At 67.4% G+C, this 19,170-nt stretch carries 14 protein-coding genes and 2 pseudogenes; 12 read left to right on the plus strand and 4 right to left on the minus strand.

The window, feature by feature from the left end:
• Window positions 1-54: 54 nt before the first annotated feature.
• Window positions 55-903, minus strand: a complete 849-nt coding sequence (locus EJC77_RS02980) for a sugar phosphate isomerase/epimerase family protein (protein ID WP_205786805.1) — start codon at window positions 901-903, stop codon at window positions 55-57.
• A gap of 162 nt (window positions 904-1,065) precedes the next feature.
• On the opposite strand from EJC77_RS02980, the gene EJC77_RS02985 reads away from it, so the two are divergent.
• On the plus strand, window positions 1,066-2,538 hold the full coding sequence (locus tag EJC77_RS02985; RefSeq protein ID WP_125610090.1) for a sulfatase family protein: 1,473 nt from the start codon (window positions 1,066-1,068) through the stop codon (window positions 2,536-2,538).
• 140 nt (window positions 2,539-2,678) lie between these two features.
• Entirely contained in the window at window positions 2,679-5,054 is a 2,376-nt protein-coding gene (locus tag EJC77_RS02990) for a polysaccharide lyase 8 family protein (protein ID WP_125610091.1), read from the plus strand.
• Here EJC77_RS02990 and EJC77_RS02995 read toward each other — a convergent pair.
• Genes EJC77_RS02995 through EJC77_RS03005 form a run of 3 tightly spaced genes read right to left on the minus strand, consistent with a single transcriptional unit; the run spans window position 5,051 to window position 9,175 of the window.
• On the minus strand, window positions 5,051-7,036 hold the full coding sequence (locus EJC77_RS02995) for a DUF2264 domain-containing protein (protein WP_164520300.1): 1,986 nt from the start codon (window positions 7,034-7,036) through the stop codon (window positions 5,051-5,053). The genes EJC77_RS02990 and EJC77_RS02995 overlap by 4 nt on opposite strands.
• Window positions 7,033-8,028 carry a Gfo/Idh/MocA family protein gene (locus EJC77_RS03000; protein WP_125610093.1) on the minus strand — a complete coding sequence of 332 codons (996 nt, stop codon included), beginning with the start codon at window positions 8,026-8,028 and terminating at the stop codon, window positions 7,033-7,035. The genes EJC77_RS02995 and EJC77_RS03000 overlap by 4 nt, the downstream gene beginning before the upstream one ends.
• A gap of 7 nt (window positions 8,029-8,035) precedes the next feature.
• The gene (locus tag EJC77_RS03005; RefSeq protein WP_125610094.1) at window positions 8,036-9,175 is read right to left on the minus strand and encodes a GntR family transcriptional regulator; all 1,140 of its coding nucleotides are present in this window, start codon (window positions 9,173-9,175) and stop codon (window positions 8,036-8,038) included.
• 299 nt (window positions 9,176-9,474) lie between these two features.
• Here EJC77_RS03005 and EJC77_RS03010 point away from each other — a divergent pair, with 299 nt between their 5' ends.
• From EJC77_RS03010 to EJC77_RS20900, 10 genes and pseudogenes are all read left to right on the plus strand, one after another.
• A complete protein-coding gene (locus EJC77_RS03010) occupies window positions 9,475-10,782 on the plus strand; it encodes an ABC transporter substrate-binding protein (protein ID WP_125610095.1) in 1,308 nt (435 codons plus the stop codon).
• The gene (locus EJC77_RS03015) at window positions 10,782-11,747 is read left to right on the plus strand and encodes a carbohydrate ABC transporter permease (protein WP_125610096.1); all 966 of its coding nucleotides are present in this window, start codon (window positions 10,782-10,784) and stop codon (window positions 11,745-11,747) included. Before EJC77_RS03010 ends, EJC77_RS03015 begins: the two co-directional genes overlap by 1 nt.
• Before the next feature lie 10 nt (window positions 11,748-11,757).
• A complete protein-coding gene (locus EJC77_RS03020; protein ID WP_125610097.1) occupies window positions 11,758-12,681 on the plus strand; it encodes a carbohydrate ABC transporter permease in 924 nt (307 codons plus the stop codon).
• Window positions 12,682-12,688: 7 nt separating this feature from the next.
• Window positions 12,689-14,113 carry a sulfatase family protein gene (locus tag EJC77_RS03025; RefSeq protein WP_125610098.1) on the plus strand — a complete coding sequence of 475 codons (1,425 nt, stop codon included), beginning with the start codon at window positions 12,689-12,691 and terminating at the stop codon, window positions 14,111-14,113.
• The gene (locus EJC77_RS03030) at window positions 14,110-15,420 is read left to right on the plus strand and encodes a sulfatase family protein (RefSeq protein ID WP_125610099.1); all 1,311 of its coding nucleotides are present in this window, start codon (window positions 14,110-14,112) and stop codon (window positions 15,418-15,420) included. Before EJC77_RS03025 ends, EJC77_RS03030 begins: the two co-directional genes overlap by 4 nt.
• Before the next feature lie 87 nt (window positions 15,421-15,507).
• Window positions 15,508-16,218, plus strand: a complete 711-nt coding sequence (locus EJC77_RS03035) for a response regulator transcription factor (protein ID WP_125610100.1) — start codon at window positions 15,508-15,510, stop codon at window positions 16,216-16,218.
• Window positions 16,219-16,221: 3 nt separating this feature from the next.
• A complete protein-coding gene (locus tag EJC77_RS03040) occupies window positions 16,222-17,853 on the plus strand; it encodes a sensor histidine kinase (protein ID WP_125610101.1) in 1,632 nt (543 codons plus the stop codon).
• Window positions 17,854-17,951: 98 nt separating this feature from the next.
• Window positions 17,952-18,245, plus strand: coding sequence for a WXG100 family type VII secretion target (locus tag EJC77_RS03045; protein ID WP_125610102.1), 294 nt, complete (start codon window positions 17,952-17,954; stop codon window positions 18,243-18,245).
• Between the two features lie 245 nt (window positions 18,246-18,490).
• A pseudogene (locus EJC77_RS21500) lies at window positions 18,491-18,664 on the plus strand (transposase domain-containing protein); the annotation flags it as partial.
• Between the two features lie 289 nt (window positions 18,665-18,953).
• Window positions 18,954-19,170, plus strand: a pseudogene (locus EJC77_RS20900) (hypothetical protein); the annotation flags it as partial.

Here is a 19,170-nt window from a genome sequence, read left to right on the forward strand (position 1 = left end):
CTTCCGGGGTTGCAAGTGGTGCCGGGTTGGGTTGCCGCCAGGGCGGCGCCGTATTCAGGCAAGCACGCGCTTAAAGGCGTCAAGGGCGTCCGCCAGCGGGGGCAAGTCCGGATGCCAGGCACGCTCCCATTCCAGGGAGATCCACGGATCCTGCTCGCCATGGGAGGCGGCGATCCCGTCCACCAGCTCCCGCATCGCCCGCAAGGGCAGCTCGCCCTCCCCTGGCAGCGTTAGCGTGACATCGTTCGTCCCGGCAATCCGCAGGCCATCCTTGTACTGGGCGTACGCCAGCGATCCGGCCAGCAGTTCCGCCGTGCGTTCCGGGGCCTCGTCGTGGCGCCACGGGTGCATGAGGTCCCAAATGACCCGCACCGGGGCAGCGGGGTCCACATGGGCCAGAATCCGGGCAATGTCCTCCCCGCGCGGATGTGAATCATGGGTTTCGAGCAGGAGCGTGACGCCGCATTGCCGGGCAAGCTCTGCCGCCGCATTCAGGCGGTGGGCGCCGCGTTCGTCGGCCGCGGTCACCTCGGCCGGAACACCTTCCCCGAGTGCGGGAGCCAGCCCCGCACCCGGAAAGACGCGCACATGGGCCGCCCCCAGGTCGGCGGCTAGGTCGACGGCGGAGGTGAGTTCGGCCTCGGGTGTCCGTTCCAGCCCACCCGGGCGGGCAGCTCCGTCAGCGCACACCCGGACGTAACTTGCCAGGGCAAGGACCGTCAGGCCGGCGTCTGACAGCGCCCGGGCCACGGCCGTGCGCTCGGCGGCGGCCATGGACGGATGGACAAACTCGCCGTCGGCGGCGCGCAGTTCCAAGCCGGCGGCCCCGGACGCGTGGGCCAGTTCAATGACCTGGGCGAGGGATTTCCCCGGGCAGCCGAGGGTCGAAAATGCCAGGGGCATGGCAATCCTTTCGTCGCACGTGCCTTTCCCCACACAATACCGCCCACGCGAGACGCCGGAAACCGCTTTCCCTTGATCATTTCGCCCACCTGAATACTCCTTTATTCCTTTTGTTGGCAGGTGGTAATTGTGGAAGGCCCACGTCATTCATAAGGAGCAGCCATGGCCAGCACCACGGAAGAGCGGCCCAACATCGTCTTCATCCTTAGCGACGACCAAGGGCCCTGGGCCTTGGGCTGCGCCGGCAACGGCGACATCCGCACACCCCATCTGGACGCCCTCGCCGCGGCAGGCACCCGGCTGGAAAACTTCTTTTGCGCCTCGCCCGTCTGCTCACCCGCGCGGGCCAGCCTCATGACCGGGCAGATCCCGTCCCGGCACGGCGTGCACGACTACCTGACCGGCGTCGAGGTTGGCGCCGAGGCACCCGACTACCTCGCCGGGCAGGCAATCTTCACGGACGCCCTGGCGGACGGCGGCTACCGCCTGGGCCTGTCCGGCAAGTGGCACTTGGGCGCGAACGACGCCGCGCGCCGAGGCTTCGTCCACTGGTACGGGCTGGAGGGGGGCGGCAGCCCGTACCGGCGCGCCACCATGTACCGCAACGGCGAGCGCGAGGAGGTCAGCGAGTACCTGACCGACGCCATCACGGAGGATGCGCACGCCTTCCTGGACCGGGAAGGCAACCGCCAGGAGCCGTTCTTCCTCGCCGTGAACTACACCGCCCCGCACAAGCCGTGGAAGGGCCAACACCCCAGGGAATTTGAGGACCTCTACGCAGACTGCGAGTTTGCCAGCTGCCCGCAGGAGGAGCCCCACCCGTGGCAGCCCACCGTCAACGGCGTGGCGATCGGCGGTGAACCGGACGTCCGTGCCGCGTTGGTGGGCTATTTTGCGGCGGTTAGCGCCATGGACGCGGCGGTCGGCGGGATCATGGACCACCTGGACCGGCTCGGCATCCGCGAGAACACGCTGGTCATCTTCAGCAGCGACAACGGCTTCAATTGCGGCCACCACGGCGTCTGGGGGAAGGGCAACGGCACGTTCCCGCAAAACATGTACGACTCCTCCGTGAAGGTCCCGGCCATCTTCCACTGGCCCGGGCGCATCGCACCGGGCTCCGTGCGCACCGAACTGCTCTCCGCGTATGACGTTGCCGCCACCATCCTCGAGCTGGCCGGAATGGACCCCGCACCCTTCGAGACCGGGCCCGGCGTCTCCTTCGCCTCACTGTTGGCGCCTGCCGGCGACGCCCCCGCCGCGGGTTCCTCCGCCCGGGCGGAGGACGCCGTGGTGGTCTACGACGAATACGGCCCCGTGCGCATGATCCGCACGCGGGAGTGGAAGTATGTGCACCGGTATCCCCACGGGCCCCACGAGTTGTATGACCTGGCCGCGGATCCCGGCGAGCGCATGAACCTCATGGAATTCGCGCACGACGTCGGCAGCCGGCTTCCGCTGGTGCGGTTGCGTTCCCAGCTGGCCGGATGGTTTGCGCGCTACGGAGTGCCTGGTTTCGACGGTGCCGCGCTGCCGGTCGCCGGGGCCGGCCAGCACAGGCCCCTTCGGCCGCAGGGCGCCGGGCCCGCGGATCCGCTCGGGGCGTTCACCGGCCCAAACTGGGACGGTGTGTAAGGGCCGATCCAGGGCGCCCACAGGACGTCATCTATCCAGTTAGTCCTTTATTCCTCCTTTATGGGTGTTCTTGACTGCGAGGTACCGCGGCGGGCCAGAACGTACCAGCCGGGCCCGTCCCAAAGTAAAGGAAGTCTGCAATGACGCATGAATTATCCCGACGACACATTTTGCAAGGCACCGCCGCACTGACATTTGCCGGCCTGCTCAGCGCAGGATTCACCCCCATGGCCCAGGCCGCGGAAGCCGCCACCACGGGTGACCTCGATGCCCTGCGCGAGCGCTGGGTGGACCAGATCACCGGGCGCCTGCTCATTGATCCCGCCGATCCCGACTTCACGGCGGCCATCGCGGGCGTGGACAGGGCGGTGGCAAATTCGGTGTCCCTCCTGGCACCCCGCCCCGGCCGGCTGGGCGTCTTCACCGATGCGCCGTTCTCGGCAGATGCGCAAATTGTGACCAGCTACAAGCGGCTTGCACAGATGGCCGCGGCGTGGGCCACCCCCGGATCCCGGTACCAGGGCAGCGAGGTCCTGCTGGGCCAGGTCCTCGGCGCCCTGGAGGATGGCAACACCTACATCTACAACGACGGGCAGGCCGAGTACGGCAACTGGTGGTCCTGGGAGATCGGCACCTCCAAGGCCCTGACGGACACCCTGGCCATCCTGGGCGGCAACGTCGGTGACGAACTGCGGGCAAAGTACTGCGCCGCCATTGACCACTTCATCCCGGACCCCACCAAGCAGTTCTCCGACGCCCGCGGCAAAATCCTCTCGGAGGGCGCCAACAGGGTGGACATATGCCAGGCCATCATCGTCCGCTCCATCGTCGGCGGCGACACCGCCCGCCTGGCCGCCGCCATCACGGCCCTGAGCCCCGTGTGGCAGTACGTCACCTCCGGCAACGGCTTCTACTCCGACGGCTCCTTTGTCCAGCACACCACCATCCCCTACACCGGCACCTACGGCGTGGTGCTCCTGGGCGGGCTGGCCAAACTGTTCTCCCTGCTGGGCGGCTCCGACCATGCCGTCAGCGACCCGAGCAGGACCATTTTGTTCAACACGGTGGAGGATTCCTTTGCCCCGTTCCTCCACGACGGGCTGATGATGGATTCGGTCCGCGGCCGGGCCATCTCCCGGACCCAGGAACGCGGCTTTGACGACGGAACCATCACCATCGAGGCCATCCTGTGGCTGGCCCGTGCGGTGGATGCGACGACCGGCAACCGCTGGCGGGCGCTGTGCAAGGGCTGGGTGGCGCGCAACAAGTACAGCAATCCGCTGGACGGGGCATCCATCCCGCGCACGGCCCTGCTGAAGGAACTCGCCGCTTCCTCGCCGCGGGCGGCCGCCGAGCGGCAGGGGCACAGCTTCTTCCCGGGCATGGACCGTTCCGTCTACCGGGGAAAGGCTTGGGCCGCCGCCCTGGGCCTGTCCAGCCGGCGGACCACCTGGTATGAATGCGGCAACGGTGAAAACAACCTCGGCGCCCAGACCGGCTCCGGCATGACCTACCTCTATACAGGCGACCAGGGACATTTTGACAATGATTTCTGGCCCACCGCCAATCTCAGCCGGCTGCCCGGCATCACCGTGGACACCACGCCGCTGCCGCCGAAGGTGGAGGGCGAATGGGGTGCCAAGACCCCGCAAAATGAGTGGACCGGCGGCGTCACGCTGGACGATTCCGGCGCCGTGGGCATGCACTTGATCGGCCCGGGCGGCACCGGCCTGCAGGCCCGCAAGGCCTGGTTCTACACCAAGGACATGGTGGTGGCGCTGGGCGCCGGCATCCACACGGCCAGCGGCGCCGCCGTGGAGAGCATTGTGGAACACCGCAACCTGGGGGCCGACGGCGGGCAGGCCATCACCGTGGACGGCCGCCGGCACAACGCGGCGGCAGGCACGCAGGTGCGCTACAGGAATCCACTGTGGGCCCACCTGGAAGGGACAGGGGGGTACCTTCTGCTGGAGAAGGGGGACCTGACGGTGCTGCGCGAGCAGCGCACGGGATCCTGGAAGAACATCAACACGGGCGGCACGTCCAACGCCATCAGCCGCCAGTTCGCGACCATGCTGTTCGAGCACGGTACCGCCCCGGTCAATGCGTCCTACGCCTACGCTCTGCTTCCCGGCGCTTCGGCCAAGGACACCGCGAAGGCGGCCCGCCAGGACGCCCCGAGGGTGCTGCGCAATGACGCCGTGGGCCAGGGCCTCGAGTTGGACGGGAAAACGACGGCCGCCCTGTTTTGGGCCCCCGGCACGATCGGGACCCTGAGCGCGGACCGGCCCGCCTGTGTGCTCTTCACCGGCAATCCCGGCCAGGGCGTGCTGGCGGTGTCCGATCCGACGCAGGCGGCGGATTCAGTCACCATCACGCTGACGGGTGCCCGCTACCGCCGGATCACGTCCACCGCGGCGGCCACCCTGTCCCAGGACGAGGCGGGCAACACCGCCGTCACCATCCCCACCGCGGGCCTTTTGGGCCGCACCGTGGAGGTCGGCCTGCACCGCTAGTCCCGCGCCGGTTCCCAACGGAAGACGCCTTGGTTGATCGCATCGGCGGCCCAGGGCGTCTTCCGCTGCCAGGGCATCACCAGGTGACGGCGGCCATGCCGCAGCTGCACCCCGTCCGGAACCCAGTCCCAGTTCAGGACGCCGGCCAATTCCCGCAACGTTTCCAACGGCTCGTCCAGCCCGGACAGCCAAAGAATGCGCAGTTCGTTCACGGGCAGCGGACCCCACTCAATGACCGGAACGGCCGAATGCCTGCCCAGGATCGTGGCGCCGCCGTCAACAACCCGGCCGCCGGCCGGTTCAAGGTCGCTGCCCAGCAGCAACAAGGCCGACCGGCTCCCGGCACCGCCGCGCGAATGGTTGGAGCGGGTGGGACCCCCCGGCATGCCACGCTCCCCGCACCCGCGGCGGGAGGCGATTTCCGCCGTCGTTCCTGACACGGTTCCGCATAACGGTTCCGGCCCGCTGCAGGCATAGCCGGCGACGGCCGGCGCAAGCCCCACCACCCCGGTGAGCCGTGCCGCCCGCACCTCAAGGCCGTCAAGGACGGCAAAGGCTGTGTGGACCGCGACGTCGCGGCCGGCCGCATCCAGTGCAAAGGTGCTTGAACCCCCACCCGGCCGGACGCCGCCGCCGCGCAATCCGCGATGCCGGCTGGGGGCGCCGGGCCCGGAGAGGTAAACATCGTTGTCCCGGCAGCCGGACCCTGCGTCGAGCCAGGGGACGGTGGCCGTGGAGAAGGCCAGACGGCGGTACAACGGGTCATCCTTTTGCGGATGCCCGTCGCTGCCTGCATTGAGCACCCGGACCGTGCCGGTCCGCTGGGACCCCACCGCCAGCCAGGCCGGCCCCGTGAGCGGGACGGTGTAATCGGCCGCTTCCACCGGAAGCGGCTCCTCGACCTCTGTCCAGGCGGGGTGGTCGGCAGGCAGCAGCAGACCCAGGAAGCCCTTCGCGGCCCACTGCGGGGAACCGGGGGCGTTGTAGGACTGCAGAATGCTCCCGTCAGCCCCGTGCCAACCCAGGGTGGGGACCCCGTCCGGCGCGGCTCCGCCAGTGAGAAAATACTTGAGCGTACCTGAGGCCAGGCGCCGGGTCCGCCCTGGCGAGACGGCGGTGACGCCTTCGCGCAGCGCCATCCAGAACGGCGCCGCCACGCCCCAGCGGTAGATGAGCGAGCGGCCCTGGATCAGCGGCGCCCCGTCGGCCCCGAAGAGGTGGCTGTAGCCGTGGACGAATTGCGCCAAGCGGTTCCGGTACACCTGCCGGCGTCCGCTGGCCTCCGGCTCCGCCAACATCTCGAGGATGAAAAACGGGTACAGCTGGAATGTCCAGGCGTTGTAATGGTCGAACCGGCGGCCCTCGCCGTCGGAATACCAGCCGTCGCCGGCATACCAATCCTCGATCCTGGCCAGTGCCGCCTCAATGCCTGCTCCGTCGTGGCCGTAGCCGGCCGAGCCCAGGAAGGCCTGAATGGTGGCGGCAAAGAGGACGTGGTTGTTGTCGGCGCCGTACGACCGCGCGGAGCCGGCAAGCCAGGCCGCGGTATGGTCCCGGACCCGCTGCGGGACTCTCTCCCAAATCCACGGGCGGGTAAAGTGCAGCCCCAGTGCCACGGCGGTGGCCTCCACCGTGGCCTGCCCATGGTCGGCCAGCATTGGCCAGCGTTCAGCGGAATCGGGCGCCGTCCCGGCGTCGAGCGCGTGGCAATACCAGTGCGCCAACCCGGCTGGCACCCGGTCGGGGTTGCCGCCCGCGCCGGCAAGGCGCAGTGCGGCCAGCAGGAATGTCCGGGCGAAGCCTTCAAGGAGATCTTCAGGGCCTTGCTCCCGCACGCCGGGGAACCGCACCAGGGCCCCGCCGGGCGAGGAATACCGCCAGGCCGCCGCGATTTGTTCGTCGGCTGCCGCTTCCCAATGGGTCCGGGTCCAGCCCGTGAACGGGGCACCGTCCGGATCGGCGGCAATTCCCCGCCAGCTCACAGGGCGTCCTGCAAGGACGCGTCCAGTTGCACTGGGCGTCCGGATTCCGCCGAGGCATATGCCGCCAGCACCAGTTCCACCACATGCTTGGCGTGCCCGCCGCCAACGCTGGGCGCGGCACCGCCCACTGCCGCGGCAAAGTCTGCCAGTTGGGCGGTGAAGGCATTTTGGATGTCTTCACCGGCGGTTGCATGGATTTGGGTGCCGTTGCCGTCGATCTCCACAAATGTGCCGCTGCGCGGGTCTGCCGTCACGGTGCCGTTCTCGCAGATCACCAAAATTTCGTCCATGTGTCTGGGAGCATCTGAAACAATCGTGATGCGCACCTGGACGCCATTGGCCAGCAGCAGCTCCATGCTTCCGTCCGTTTCCACCGGTGCGGCGAAGCGGTTGAGCGTGCTGGCGGAAATGCGCACGGCCGGCGCGCCGCCGATCCAGATGGACCGGTCCAGGCAGTGCGCGCCGATGTTGATAAAGGCCCCGCCCCCGGAGATGGCACGTTCGAAGAACCAGGCCGGCCGCGTGCCGGGGCGGTAGTCGGTGCTGCGGTAGTCGTGAATCATCAGCACCCGCCCCAGCCGGCCGGAAGCCAGCGCCTCCTGCAGGGCCACCTTTTCGGCCATGAAGTGCTGGATCAGCCCAACCACCATGACCACGCCGGCGGCGGCGCAGGCTTCCTCCATGGCCATACAGTCCGCCACGGTGGTGGCCATGGGCTTCTCCACCAGGACGTGAACACCGTGGGCGGCCGCGGCGAGCACCATCTCCTTGTGCAGGCTGTGCGGGGTATTGATCACGACGGCGTCGACGATGCCTGCGGCGAGCATCTGGCGGTAGTCGGTGAAGACCGCGGCCCCCCAGGGCGCGGCCACCTTCGCGGCGAGGTCCGCCCGAAGGTCGCACACAGCGCTGAGTTCCAGTCCGTCAAGGACGGCGACACCTTCGGCATGCAGCACAGCCACTGCACCCGCCCCAATGATTCCCAACCGCATCTTCCACTCATTCCTCTTCGTTGTGTGCGGATTGCCGTTTGGCACCGCAGGACTCCCTGACCACCAGCCGTGGCCGCAGCCGCACCTGGTGAATGGGGCAGTCCTCCCCCTCCGCCAGGCGCCGCAGCAGGATCTCGGCGGCCATTCTCCCCATCCGGTGCTTCGCCGGTGCCACGGCCGTCAGCGGCACCTCGGCCAGGTCGGCCAGTTCATCGTCATAGGACACCAGCGCCAGGTCCTCCGGGATCCGGATGCCGGCCCGCCGTGCGGCGCCTTCGAGCAAGGTGGCCTCCCTGTCCCCAAAGACAAGTGCCGCGCTTGCCCCCGACTGACGCAATTGGCCCAAAACTTCTTCCGGGGCGCCGTCTTCCCAATCCGTTTTCAGCACGCGGAAGAGCTGCGGCTCAAAACCCAGGTCCGCGGCCGCCCGCTCATAACCGGCGACGATGGCCGGCTCGGTGGGAGTCTGCGTCCGGGTCAGCAGGGAAATGCGTGCGTGGCCCAGCCCGTGAAGGTGAAGCACGGCGTCGTACGCACCGCCCTGGTGGTCCGAACAAACGTGCTCCGTCCGGTCCCCGGGGCCCAGGTCCATCAGGCTGCGCTCAAGGAGCACCACGGGGACGTCCAGGGACATCAAGTCCCTGACACGCCGCTGGGGGTCCGTGATGCCGGTCAGCGTCGGAACCAGGATCAGCCCGTCAACCCCGGAGTCGATGAGAAATTCAATGCTTGAATCCTCCCGCTCCGGCATGTAGTTGTAGGTGGCCAGCTGCAAGCCGACGTCCTGGGCGGAAAGAGTCTCTTCAATCCCCTGCAGCACGCGGGGGTAATAGAGCTGGGTGTCCGGAAGCAGCACGCCCACCGTCAAACGTGAACGGCGCCGTACCGGCTGGCGGACCGCCACGAAGCTGCCGGCGCCCTGGCGCCGCACCACGAGCCCCTCCTGGACCAGGTCGTCAAAGGCGCGCCGCACGGTTGTCAGGGACAGGCCGGTCTCTGCGGCCAGCTGGGCCTCGGTGGGCAGTTTTGCCCCAGCCGCCCAGGTGCCTGCCAAGATGCCCCGGCGGATGTCGGCGGCGAGCGCCCGGAACTTCAGGTCACGGGCGTCGGCATCACGAATTTTTCGGGGGGCTGGATTCTTGCTCACTGCTTCCTTTCAGGGTGCATCCCGACCAGTCTGCCAAGAACAGAAGATAGGAATAAAGGTGAATTTAGGACACACTACTCCACCCATGTCGCCGGCGTCGGCCAGGCTCCTCGCGGGTTCGCCACAAAGTCGCCACAAAAAGGAAGGTTTCGTCCGCCAGCCGGGCCTCCCGCGCGCCCACCCCGAGATCCATCTTTAAGAATGCACCCGAATACTCCTTGATTCCTCTCTTTGACGACTGGTTGAGTCATGCCACTGGACCGTGACTTACGGCACAACTAGTTCAAGAGGTGTCCTTAATGAGTACTACTTTTAGGTTTTCCAAGACCTTGGCCGTGCTGGCAGGCGCCGCGCTCGCACTGACGGCCTGTGGCGGCGGCGCCACGACCGGCGCAGGCGCAAAAGACGGCGGTACAGTGACGTACTGGTCGATGTGGAAGGTCGGCGAGCCGCAGCAGAAAGTGATCGCGGATGCCATCACGGATTTTGAAAAGCAGACCGGCGCCACCGTCAAGGTGCAGTGGCAGGGCCGCTCCAACACGACCAAGCTGGTCCCGGCGCTCAATACCAACAACGTCCCGGACATTGTGGACGGCGCATACGCCAAACTGGCCCCCGTCCTCGGGAACACCGGCGAAGCCCTTCCGCTCACGGACGCCTATGCCACGGTGGTTGACGGCAAGAAGGTTTCCGACCTCATCCCGAGCAAATACCTGGCGGCCAGCAACATCAAGGGTGCCGACGGCCAGCCCTGGATGCTCCCCTACAGCCTCAGTTCCGACGCCATCTGGTTCAACGCCGCGAAGAACCCCGGCCTGGTAACCGCACCGCCGGCCAACTGGGACGGTTTCATGGCGCTGCTGAACAAGGAGAAGGCGGCCGGACAGGTTCCGTTGGCTGCAGACGGGGACATCGCCGGCTACAACTCGGCGTGGTTCTCCAACCTCGTGATCCACAGCGAGGGGCCGGGTTCCTTCGCCAAGATTGCGGCGGACAAGACCGGCGCCGCCTGGGACTCTCCGGCTGTGCTCGCAGCGGCCCAGAAAGTCCAGCAGCTCGCCCAGGGCGGTTACCTGATCAACGGTTACAACGCCAGCAAGTGGCCCGCACAGCAGCAGGCCTGGGCCAACGGCGGGGCTGAACTCCTGCTCAACGGCTCCTGGATCCCCACCGAAACCGGCACGTATGCCGCCAAGGGCTTCCAGTACTCCTCCTTCCCGTTCCCCGGGGTGACAGGGCGGCCCGCCATGGCACGTGCGGACTTCGTCGGCTGGGCTATTCCCAAGAAAGCCAAGAACCCGGCACTGGCCCAGAAGCTCGCGGCCTTCATGCTCAACAAGAAGTACCAGGACGCCTACGGAACACGGGCGTTGGTGCTGCCCATCCGCGCAGACGCCCTGACGGCCCCGGAGATGGCCACTGTCAAGAAGGCACTCGACAACGCCACTGAGGTATACCAGGCAGACGACGGTGTCACGTTCCCCGGCTACACCACAAAGGTCTACTGGCCCATCGACGACGAACTGTTCCTCGGCAAGATCAACGCCACGCAGTTCGTCGCCAAGATGAAGACAGCGCAGATCGCCTACTGGAAGGCCCAGGGATAATGTCCGCCCCAACCATCAAACGCACCGGGCGTGCCCCCGCTCCGGCCCAAAAGCCGGAGCGGGGCCCGGGCGGCAGCAGTATTGACCGGCAGCGCCGGAAGCTCCTGGTGCCGTTCGTCGGCCCGGCCTTTGTCTTCTACACCATTCTCTTCATTGTCCCGGCGATAGCCGCCGCATGGATCAGCCTCAATGAATGGGCCGGCTCCGGTCCCATGACGTTCGTGGGCTTCAAGAACTACATCCAGGTTTTTCAAGACCCGTTGTTCGTGAAGTCGTTCATCAACACCTTGCTGCTTCTTTTCGTTGTTGGCGCGGTCATCTTCATCCTCGCCTTCGCCATGACGCTGGTTCTTCGGGACATGGCCGGGAAGAAAGTGGTCAGGAACGTCATCTTTTTCCCGCACCTGGTCAATGCCCTCGTCTTTGGTGTGCTGGCAGGCTTCATCTTCAATCCCGGCGGCATGGTCAACACGCTGCTCAAGCCGTTCGGCGTGACGGAGTCCCCGGCCTGGCTGGCCCAGGACAACATCTTTCCGCTGATCATGGCCACCATGGTGGCCACCACCACCGGCTACTTCACCACCATCCTGATGGCCGGCGTCGACCGGATACCCCCGTACTTCTACGAGGACTGCGCCCTTGCCGGCGCCACGGCATTCCAGCGCCTGCGCTACGTCATCCTCCCGCTGACCTGGGACGTGTTCGGCACCTGCGCCGTGCTGTGGACCATCTCCTCCATCAAGATCTTTGAAATCATCTGGGTCTTTGGCGGCAGCAGCGGTGCCGGCATTCCGCCGACCCAAAGTTGGACCACGGCCGTGTACACCTACGTCACGGCGTTCTCCGGCCAGTCCACCCCGGCCTATGGGGCCGCCACTGCTTCGGCCATCATCTCCCTGGCCTTGGTGTCCGTGCTGGTGGTGCTCCTGCGCCGCGCCATGCGCCGTGACGCCATTGAATTCTAAGGAAGCTCCCATGACCACCCTCACCCCGTCCAAGTCCGAGACCGCCGTCCCGCCCCGAGGCCACAGGCCAAGGAACCGCGGCGGCGTCAGCCCCGCACTGCGGGCCGAGCACAACGTTGCCCGCAGCATCGGCGTATTCCTGCTGTGGGTAGTCGTGGTTGTCAGCATCGCCATGCTCGCCTGGATAGTGTTGCAGGCCTTCCGCGACACCCGTGACATCCTCGCGAGCCCCTGGGGCATGCCGAAAGAATTCGACTTTTCCAACTTTTCCAGGGCCTGGAACGTCAGCGACTTTGCCACGGCAACGCTCAACAGCGTGGTCACCACAGCCGTGTCCTCGACCTTGTGCGTCGCCATTGCCGCCCCGGCCGCCTACTACCTCAGCCGGGTGGAATCCCGCCTGACGAGCGGATTGAGCCTGTACTTCATCCTGGGCTTGGGCATCCCGGCCCAGGTCATCCTCATCCCACTCTTTGTCATGCTCGACAAGGTCCAGTTGACGGACAGCCTGATCGGCCTGAACCTGGTTTACATCGGCTTGTCCATGCCGTTCACCGTGTTCCTGCTGACCGCCTTCTTCCGCAGCCTGCCCCTGGAAATGGAGGAGGCCGCGGCGCTCGACGGAGCCTCCGCGCTGCGCACCTTCGTCCAGATCACGCTGCCGCTGGCCAAGGGCGGCATCCTGACTGCCTTTGTGCTGCTTGTCGTGGCGCACTGGAACGAGACCCTGTTGGCGCTGACACTGATCCAGTCCACCGAGAAATACACGCTGCCCGTCGCCTTGATCTCCTTTGTGCAACAGCAGACCTACTCCGGCGCCGACTGGGGCGGACTGTTTGCCGGGCTGTGCATTGTGATCCTTCCAATGCTCGTCATCTACGTATGGCTGGGACACCGGCTCACGGAGGGCCTGACCCTGGGAATGGGCAAGTAAACCACCCATGCGAAACCACCCCAATTTGCTGTTCCTCGTCGCCGACCAGTTCCGGGCCATGTGCCTGGAACCGGGCGGCGACCCCGTTTCCACCCCGTTCCTGGATGCCCTGGCCGCCCAGGGACTGTCCCTGCGGCACGCCGTCAGCAACTACCCTGTGTGCAGCCCGCACCGGGCCATGATGATGAGCGGGCAGTACCCATCGTTCAACGGGGTCACCCACAACGTGAATTCCGAAACCGCACCCTGGGGCGTCGGGCTGCGTCCCGATGCCCCTTCGTGGGCCGCCGTCCTGCGAGATGCCGGATACAACACCGGGTACATCGGCAAATGGCACCTTGAAGCCCCCGTACCCGAAGACGCCCTGTACGGCACCGGACCCCTGGAGGACGGCCGCTACTGGGATGCCTACTCCCCCCTGGACAGGCGCCACGGTTTCGATTATTGGTATTCCTACGGCGCCTGCGACCAACACCTGACCCCGCACTACTGGACCGGAAACGCCCCACGGCACCAACGGGTGGACATCGAGGGCTGGTCGGCCGCCCACGAGACCGATGTGGCACTGGACTTCATCCAGCAGGCGGCCAAGGGTCCTGACGCCGCTCCCTTTGCCCTCGCCGTCTCCTGGAATCCGCCGCACCAGCCCTTCGACCAGCTTCCGCCGGGCCACGACACCAGCTACGCAGGGCTCACCCCGGCACAGCTGCTCAACCGCCCCAACGTGGACCTGGACTCAGCCACGGGGCGCGAGGCGGCAGAAATCGCCCCGCTGTACTACGCAGCCGTCAGCGCCATCGATGCCCAGGTGGGGCGCCTGCTCCAGACGCTGGAGGAACTGGACCTCACGCAGGACACCCTGGTGGTCTTCACCTCCGACCACGGCCATCAGATGGGCAGCCAGGGACTCCTGTACAAGAACGTGCCGTTTGAGGAGTCCATGCGGATCCCCTTCGTCATGCAGTGGCCTGACAGGCTGCGCCGCGACCCCGCCACGGCCTCGAGCGTGGGACTGTGCAGCGTGGACATCGCCCCCACACTCCTGGGCCTGCTGGGCTGTGGTGGCCAGGTGCCCGCCGAAATGCAGGGCACGGACGTTTCCTCGGCCCTTTTGCACGACGGAACGGACGACGCCGGACGGGACGTCCCGCCGTCGGCGCCGGCCTTGTACTTTTACTATGCACGCGACGACACGGAGCAGCATGTGCGCGGCCTGCGCACGTCCACTGAAAAGTTCATTGCCCGCTTCCATGAGCGCGACGGGCTCTCCACCACCCTGTACGACTTGGTCCGGGACCCCTATGAACTCGAATCCGTCGACGACGAGGGAAGGATCAGGGCCCACGCCGCGGCGCTCCAGGCAGCCTTGGCCGACGCGTCGCAAACGTGGCCGGGGGAAGCGGCCCTCGCAGCGCTGGCGGGGAACGCGTGAACATCCTGGTGATCATGGCGGACCAGTTCGCCGCCCACGCCCTGCACCGGTCCCGGGACACTGATGCGCATTTCCGCACCCCCAACCTGGACCGCCTGGCGGCGGCGTCGGTGTCCTACACGCAGGCGTACACACCCTTTCCGTTGTGTGTGCCGGCCAGAAGCGCGATGGTTACCGGACGCTACCCCCACGAGCTGGGCATCATGTCCAACGCCAAGGGGAAAACGGAGCCGGGGCACGCCCCGGCATCCCTGGGGCACTGGTTTGCCGCCGCCGGCTACGACTGCGCCTACGCCGGAAAATGGCATGCGCAGCAAGCCAGCGCAACCGCCCGGGACGGCTTCGCGCCCATCCACCCGTTTGGGGACGAGGGGCTGGCAGAGGCCTGCGCCGAATGGCTGGGCGCCCGCGCCACGGACAGGCCGTTCCTGCTGGTGGCATCCTTCGACGATCCCCACACGATCTGTGAATACGCCCGCTCACAGCCCATGCCCTACGGTGACGTTCCCGCCTCCCCGGTGGAAGACACCCCGCCTCTGCCGGCGAACCATCTCCGGGCACCCTACTCCCCCGCGGCCCTGCGCACGGAGGCCGAGGCTGCGGAGCGGATGTACGGCACACGGGACTACACCCCCGACGACTGGCGCCGGTACCGCGGGGCCTACGCGGCACTCGTCAAGCGCGTCGACCAACGCATCGGGCTCCTGCTGGACGCCATTGACCTGGCGGACACCGCCGTCGTATTTGTCAGTGACCACGGCGACGGGGACGCCGCACACGGCTGGAACCAAAAAACGGCCCTGTACCAGGAATGCATCCGGGTCCCGTTCCTGCTGCACGCCCCCGGTCTGGCGCCGGGCACCGTCGGCACCCCGGTGGCGGCAGTCCTGGGCCTGCTCGCCACACTGTGCGCGGTGGCCGGCATACCGGCACCGGACGGCCTTTCGGCCGGTTCGGTCCTGGCCGCAGACCCCGGGCCCGTGGTGGTTGAGACGGGCTTTGGCGATGGTGCCGCGAACCAGGCCGGGCCCCACACCACGGGGCGGGCACTGCTGCGGGCGCGGTTTAAGTACACGGTCTACAATTGGGGGCTGCACCGCGAGCAGCTGCACGACGTTGTGGCTGATCCCGGCGAGCAGCGCAATCTCGCCGTCGAGTCTGCGTTTCTCCCTGTGCTTGAGGACATGCGGATGGACCTGCTGCGCTGGGCGCTGGCCACGAACGACACCGCGTTCCTGAAGAAGCTTGTGCTGCCCGCCGCGGCCTCCGAAGCGGCCAGACGGGAGATTTTTGCCGTTCCCTACTAGCGGCTGGGAGCTGCCTGAGCGTATGCTGGCAGAAATTATCCACGGAATAGTCAGCTTGTTCCCAGCCAATGGTCGGAGACTTTAATGGTGAAAAAGACTGGACCCGAAGCGAAGCTGCTCGTCGTCGACGACGAGCCGAACATCCGCGAACTGCTCTCGACCTCGCTGCGCTTTGCCGGCTTCGAGGTGGTGGCCGCCGGCAACGGCCGCGAAGCCCTGGCCGCCGCCGAGGAGCACAACCCCGACCTGGCCGTGCTGGACGTCATGCTCCCCGACATGGACGGGTTCACCGTCACGCGCCGGCTGCGCGCCGCGGGCCGGCACTTCCCGGTGCTGTTCCTGACGGCCCGGGACGACACCGAGGACAAGGTGACCGGCCTGACGGTCGGCGGCGACGACTACGTGACGAAGCCGTTCAGCCTCGACGAGGTGGTGGCCCGCATCCGGGCCGTGCTGCGGCGCACCCAGCCGACGGAGGACGACGACGCCGTGCTGCGCGTGGCCGACCTGGAGCTCGACGACGACGCCCACGAGGTGCGCCGCGCCGGCAAGACCGTGGAGCTCTCCCCCACCGAGTTCAAGCTGCTGCGCTACCTGATGCTGAACCCGAACCGCGTGCTGTCCAAGGCGCAGATCCTGGACCACGTGTGGGAGTACGACTTCAACGGCGACGCGTCGATCGTCGAGTCCTACATCTCCTACCTGCGCCGCAAGGTCGACACCGACCCGTCCCTGCCGGCACTGATCCAGACGAAGCGCGGCGTGGGGTACGTCTTGCGGACGGCAGACAAGCGCTAGGCCTTGATCTCCCTCTGGAAGCGGGCGTCACTGCGCTCACAACTCGTGGCGATCATCAGCGCCCTGCTGACGATCTCGCTGCTGGCGCTGGGCGCGACCACGTTCGTGTTGCTGCAGAACTTCCTGCAGCAGCAGATGGACACGCAGTTGAGCACGTTCCAGAGGTCCATCGCCGCCTACGGCACGGGCGATACCGGCGCCAGCAAGAACGCCATCGGCTTCGACTACTACGTCGGCTTCTTTGACGCCGGCGGGGCGGTCGTCTCGCAGAACCGGTCCGGGCAGGACAAACCCGTGCTGCCGCACTACGCCCTGGGCCAGGCGTCGGCGATCTCGGGGAAGAAGTTCACCGTGGCCAGCAGCGACGGGCACGCCCCGTGGCGCATCGTGTACATCTCGCCGCAGCAGATCACGACCCGGGACCCCACGGGCGCGGAATCGAAATTCGACGGCTACGTCGTCGTCGGCCTGCCCTACGAGTCGTTCACGGACACGCTGGAGCGCCTGGCCGTGGTCATCGCCGGCGTGGCCGTCCTCGCCGTCACGATCGGCACCATGATCGCCTACTGGACGGTGTCCCGGTCGTTCCGGCCGCTGGGCCGGGTGGAGAAGACCGCCGCGGCCATCGCCGCCGGCGACCTGACCCGGCGTGTGGACATCGCCAACCCGGGCACCGAGGTGGGCCGGCTGTCCGGGTCGCTGAACGCCATGCTGGCGCATATCGAGGCGGCCTTCGCGGCACGCACCGCATCGGAGGCGCGCATGCGCCGGTTCGTCGCCGACGCGTCGCACGAGCTGCGCACCCCGCTGGTGACGATCCGCGGCTTCTCCGAGCTGTACCGGCACGGGGCGCTGCAGACGACGGACGACGTCGGCACGGCCATGGGCCGGATCGAGAGCGAGGCCAAGCGCATGGGTGAGCTCGTCGAGGACCTGCTCATGCTCGCCCGCATCGACGAACAGCGCCCGCTGCAGCGCAAGCCGGTGGACCTGCTGCTGATCGGCCACGACGCGATCATCGACGCCCGGGCCACCGCCCAGGACCGCACGTTCGCCGTGGTCGGGCTCGACGGCGGCCGCGGCACCAGCGCCCCGACCGTCGGCGACGAGGCCAAGATCCGCCAGGTCGTGGCAAACCTGATGGGCAACGCCCTGCGCTACACCCCCGACGGATCGCCGGTGGAAATCATGGTCGGCACGCGGGAGTCCACCGGCTTCATGCAGTCCGTCATCAAGGTCCGCGACCATGGCCCGGGCATCGCCGAGGACGAAGCGCCGCGCATTTTCGAACGGTTCTACCGGGCGGACAGCTCGCGCGACCGCAGTACCGGCGGCAGCGGCCTGGGCCTGGCCATCGTCTCGGCGATCGTCGCCGCCCATGCCGGCACGGTGCGCCTGGAACAGACACCCGGCGGCGGGGCCACCATGGTCATCGAGTTGCCGTATGTTCCGGAGCCGCCGGCGGACGACGGCGAAGGCTCCGACGCGTCGTCGGCCGACGGTGACGCCGTGGTCGCCGGCCCGGACCACACCAATCCGCCCGCGACGGCCCTGCCGCCGATCCCGAGCAGAGAACCGCGTTCGGCTCGCGGCCCGGAGGGTGCCGGGTCCGGCCCCTCCTCCACACGCGCCTGAGACCCGCGCCCGTCCACAAGCCGCCCTGCCCCGCTGGTGCGGTTTGTTGCGTGCTCCTACCGTGGGCTGTGCATCCGACAACGCAAAGGAGCATTCCGATGGCACAGTTCAACGTCAACAGCGAGGACCTCGCGGCCAAGAGCACGGTGGTCAGGGGTTCGGTGGAGCGCATGCGGGCGGAGGTCGACGCCATGCGACGCAATCTGCTGGACCTGCAGTCGAGCTGGACGGGTTCGGCGGCCACCGGATTCCAGTCGCTCATGGTCGACTGGCACGCCACCCAGGCCCGGGTGGAGCAGTCGCTGGAGAGCATCAATTCCGCCCTGTCCATGGCGGCCAACCAGTATGCGGAGACGGAGGCCGCCAACACGCGCATGTTCACGGCCCGGTAGCCGGGGTTCGCGGTAGCCGGTTAGCGCCAATGCCGTTCGGTTAAGCTCCCGGGCCTGATATCAAGTTGGCGTGACGTCGGCGTGTTGCCGGTGCAAATGGGCGTGGCTCCTGTTTCGGTAGTTCGGTCCTCCAAGACTGATCTACCCCCACGGGAGCCACGATGTCCGATTCTGCCATTAATCATGCTGCGGGGGTATTCGCGCCGGGACATTTGGGTGAGCTGACCTGGGCCGTTCCGTTCGAGATGGTCGATGCCGCCCTCGACGCAGCCGGAGGGAAGGAACAAAGACTCAGGAAGCTGCCCTCCCGGGTCGTGGTCTACCTGTTGCTGGCCGGGGGCTTGTTCGCCGACCAGGGGTGGAAGCAGGTCTTCTCGCGCCTGGTCACGGGGCTCCCGGTCCCGGTGCGCACCCCGTCGGCCTCGTCGCTGTGCCAGGCCATGCGCCGGGTGGGGCCGGCCCCGCTGCGCGAGCTGTTCTGCCTTCTCAAGGGCCCGGGGGTGACCGGGGCCCGGCAGGTGACCCGGTTCGCCGGCCGGCTGGTGGTGGCCATCGACGGCACCCAGATCGCCGTCGCCGATTCCGAGGCCAACCGGGCACGGTTTCCCAAGCCGCGCGGCGGACCCAACGGGGAGGCCGGCTACCCGATGCTGCGGATGGTCGCGATCCTCACGGCCGGGACCCGGTCGGTGCTCGAGGCGGCCTTNCGTGGGCGAGCTGAGCTACGCCCGCCACGTCATCTCCTGCCTGGGCCCGGCCATGGTGCTGCTCGGGGACCGGAACTTCGCCGCCTACTCCTTCTTCCGCGAGGTGGCCGCCACCGGCGCGGACTTCCTCTTCCGTGCCAAGACCGGCGGCAATGCCATGAAGCTGCCGGCCTTGAAGAGGCTGCCCGATGGTTCCTACCTCTCCACTGCCGCCGGGG

This window comes from Specibacter cremeus (assembly GCF_003946885.1).
Taxonomy (GTDB): Bacteria; Actinomycetota; Actinomycetes; order Actinomycetales; family Micrococcaceae; genus Specibacter; species Specibacter cremeus.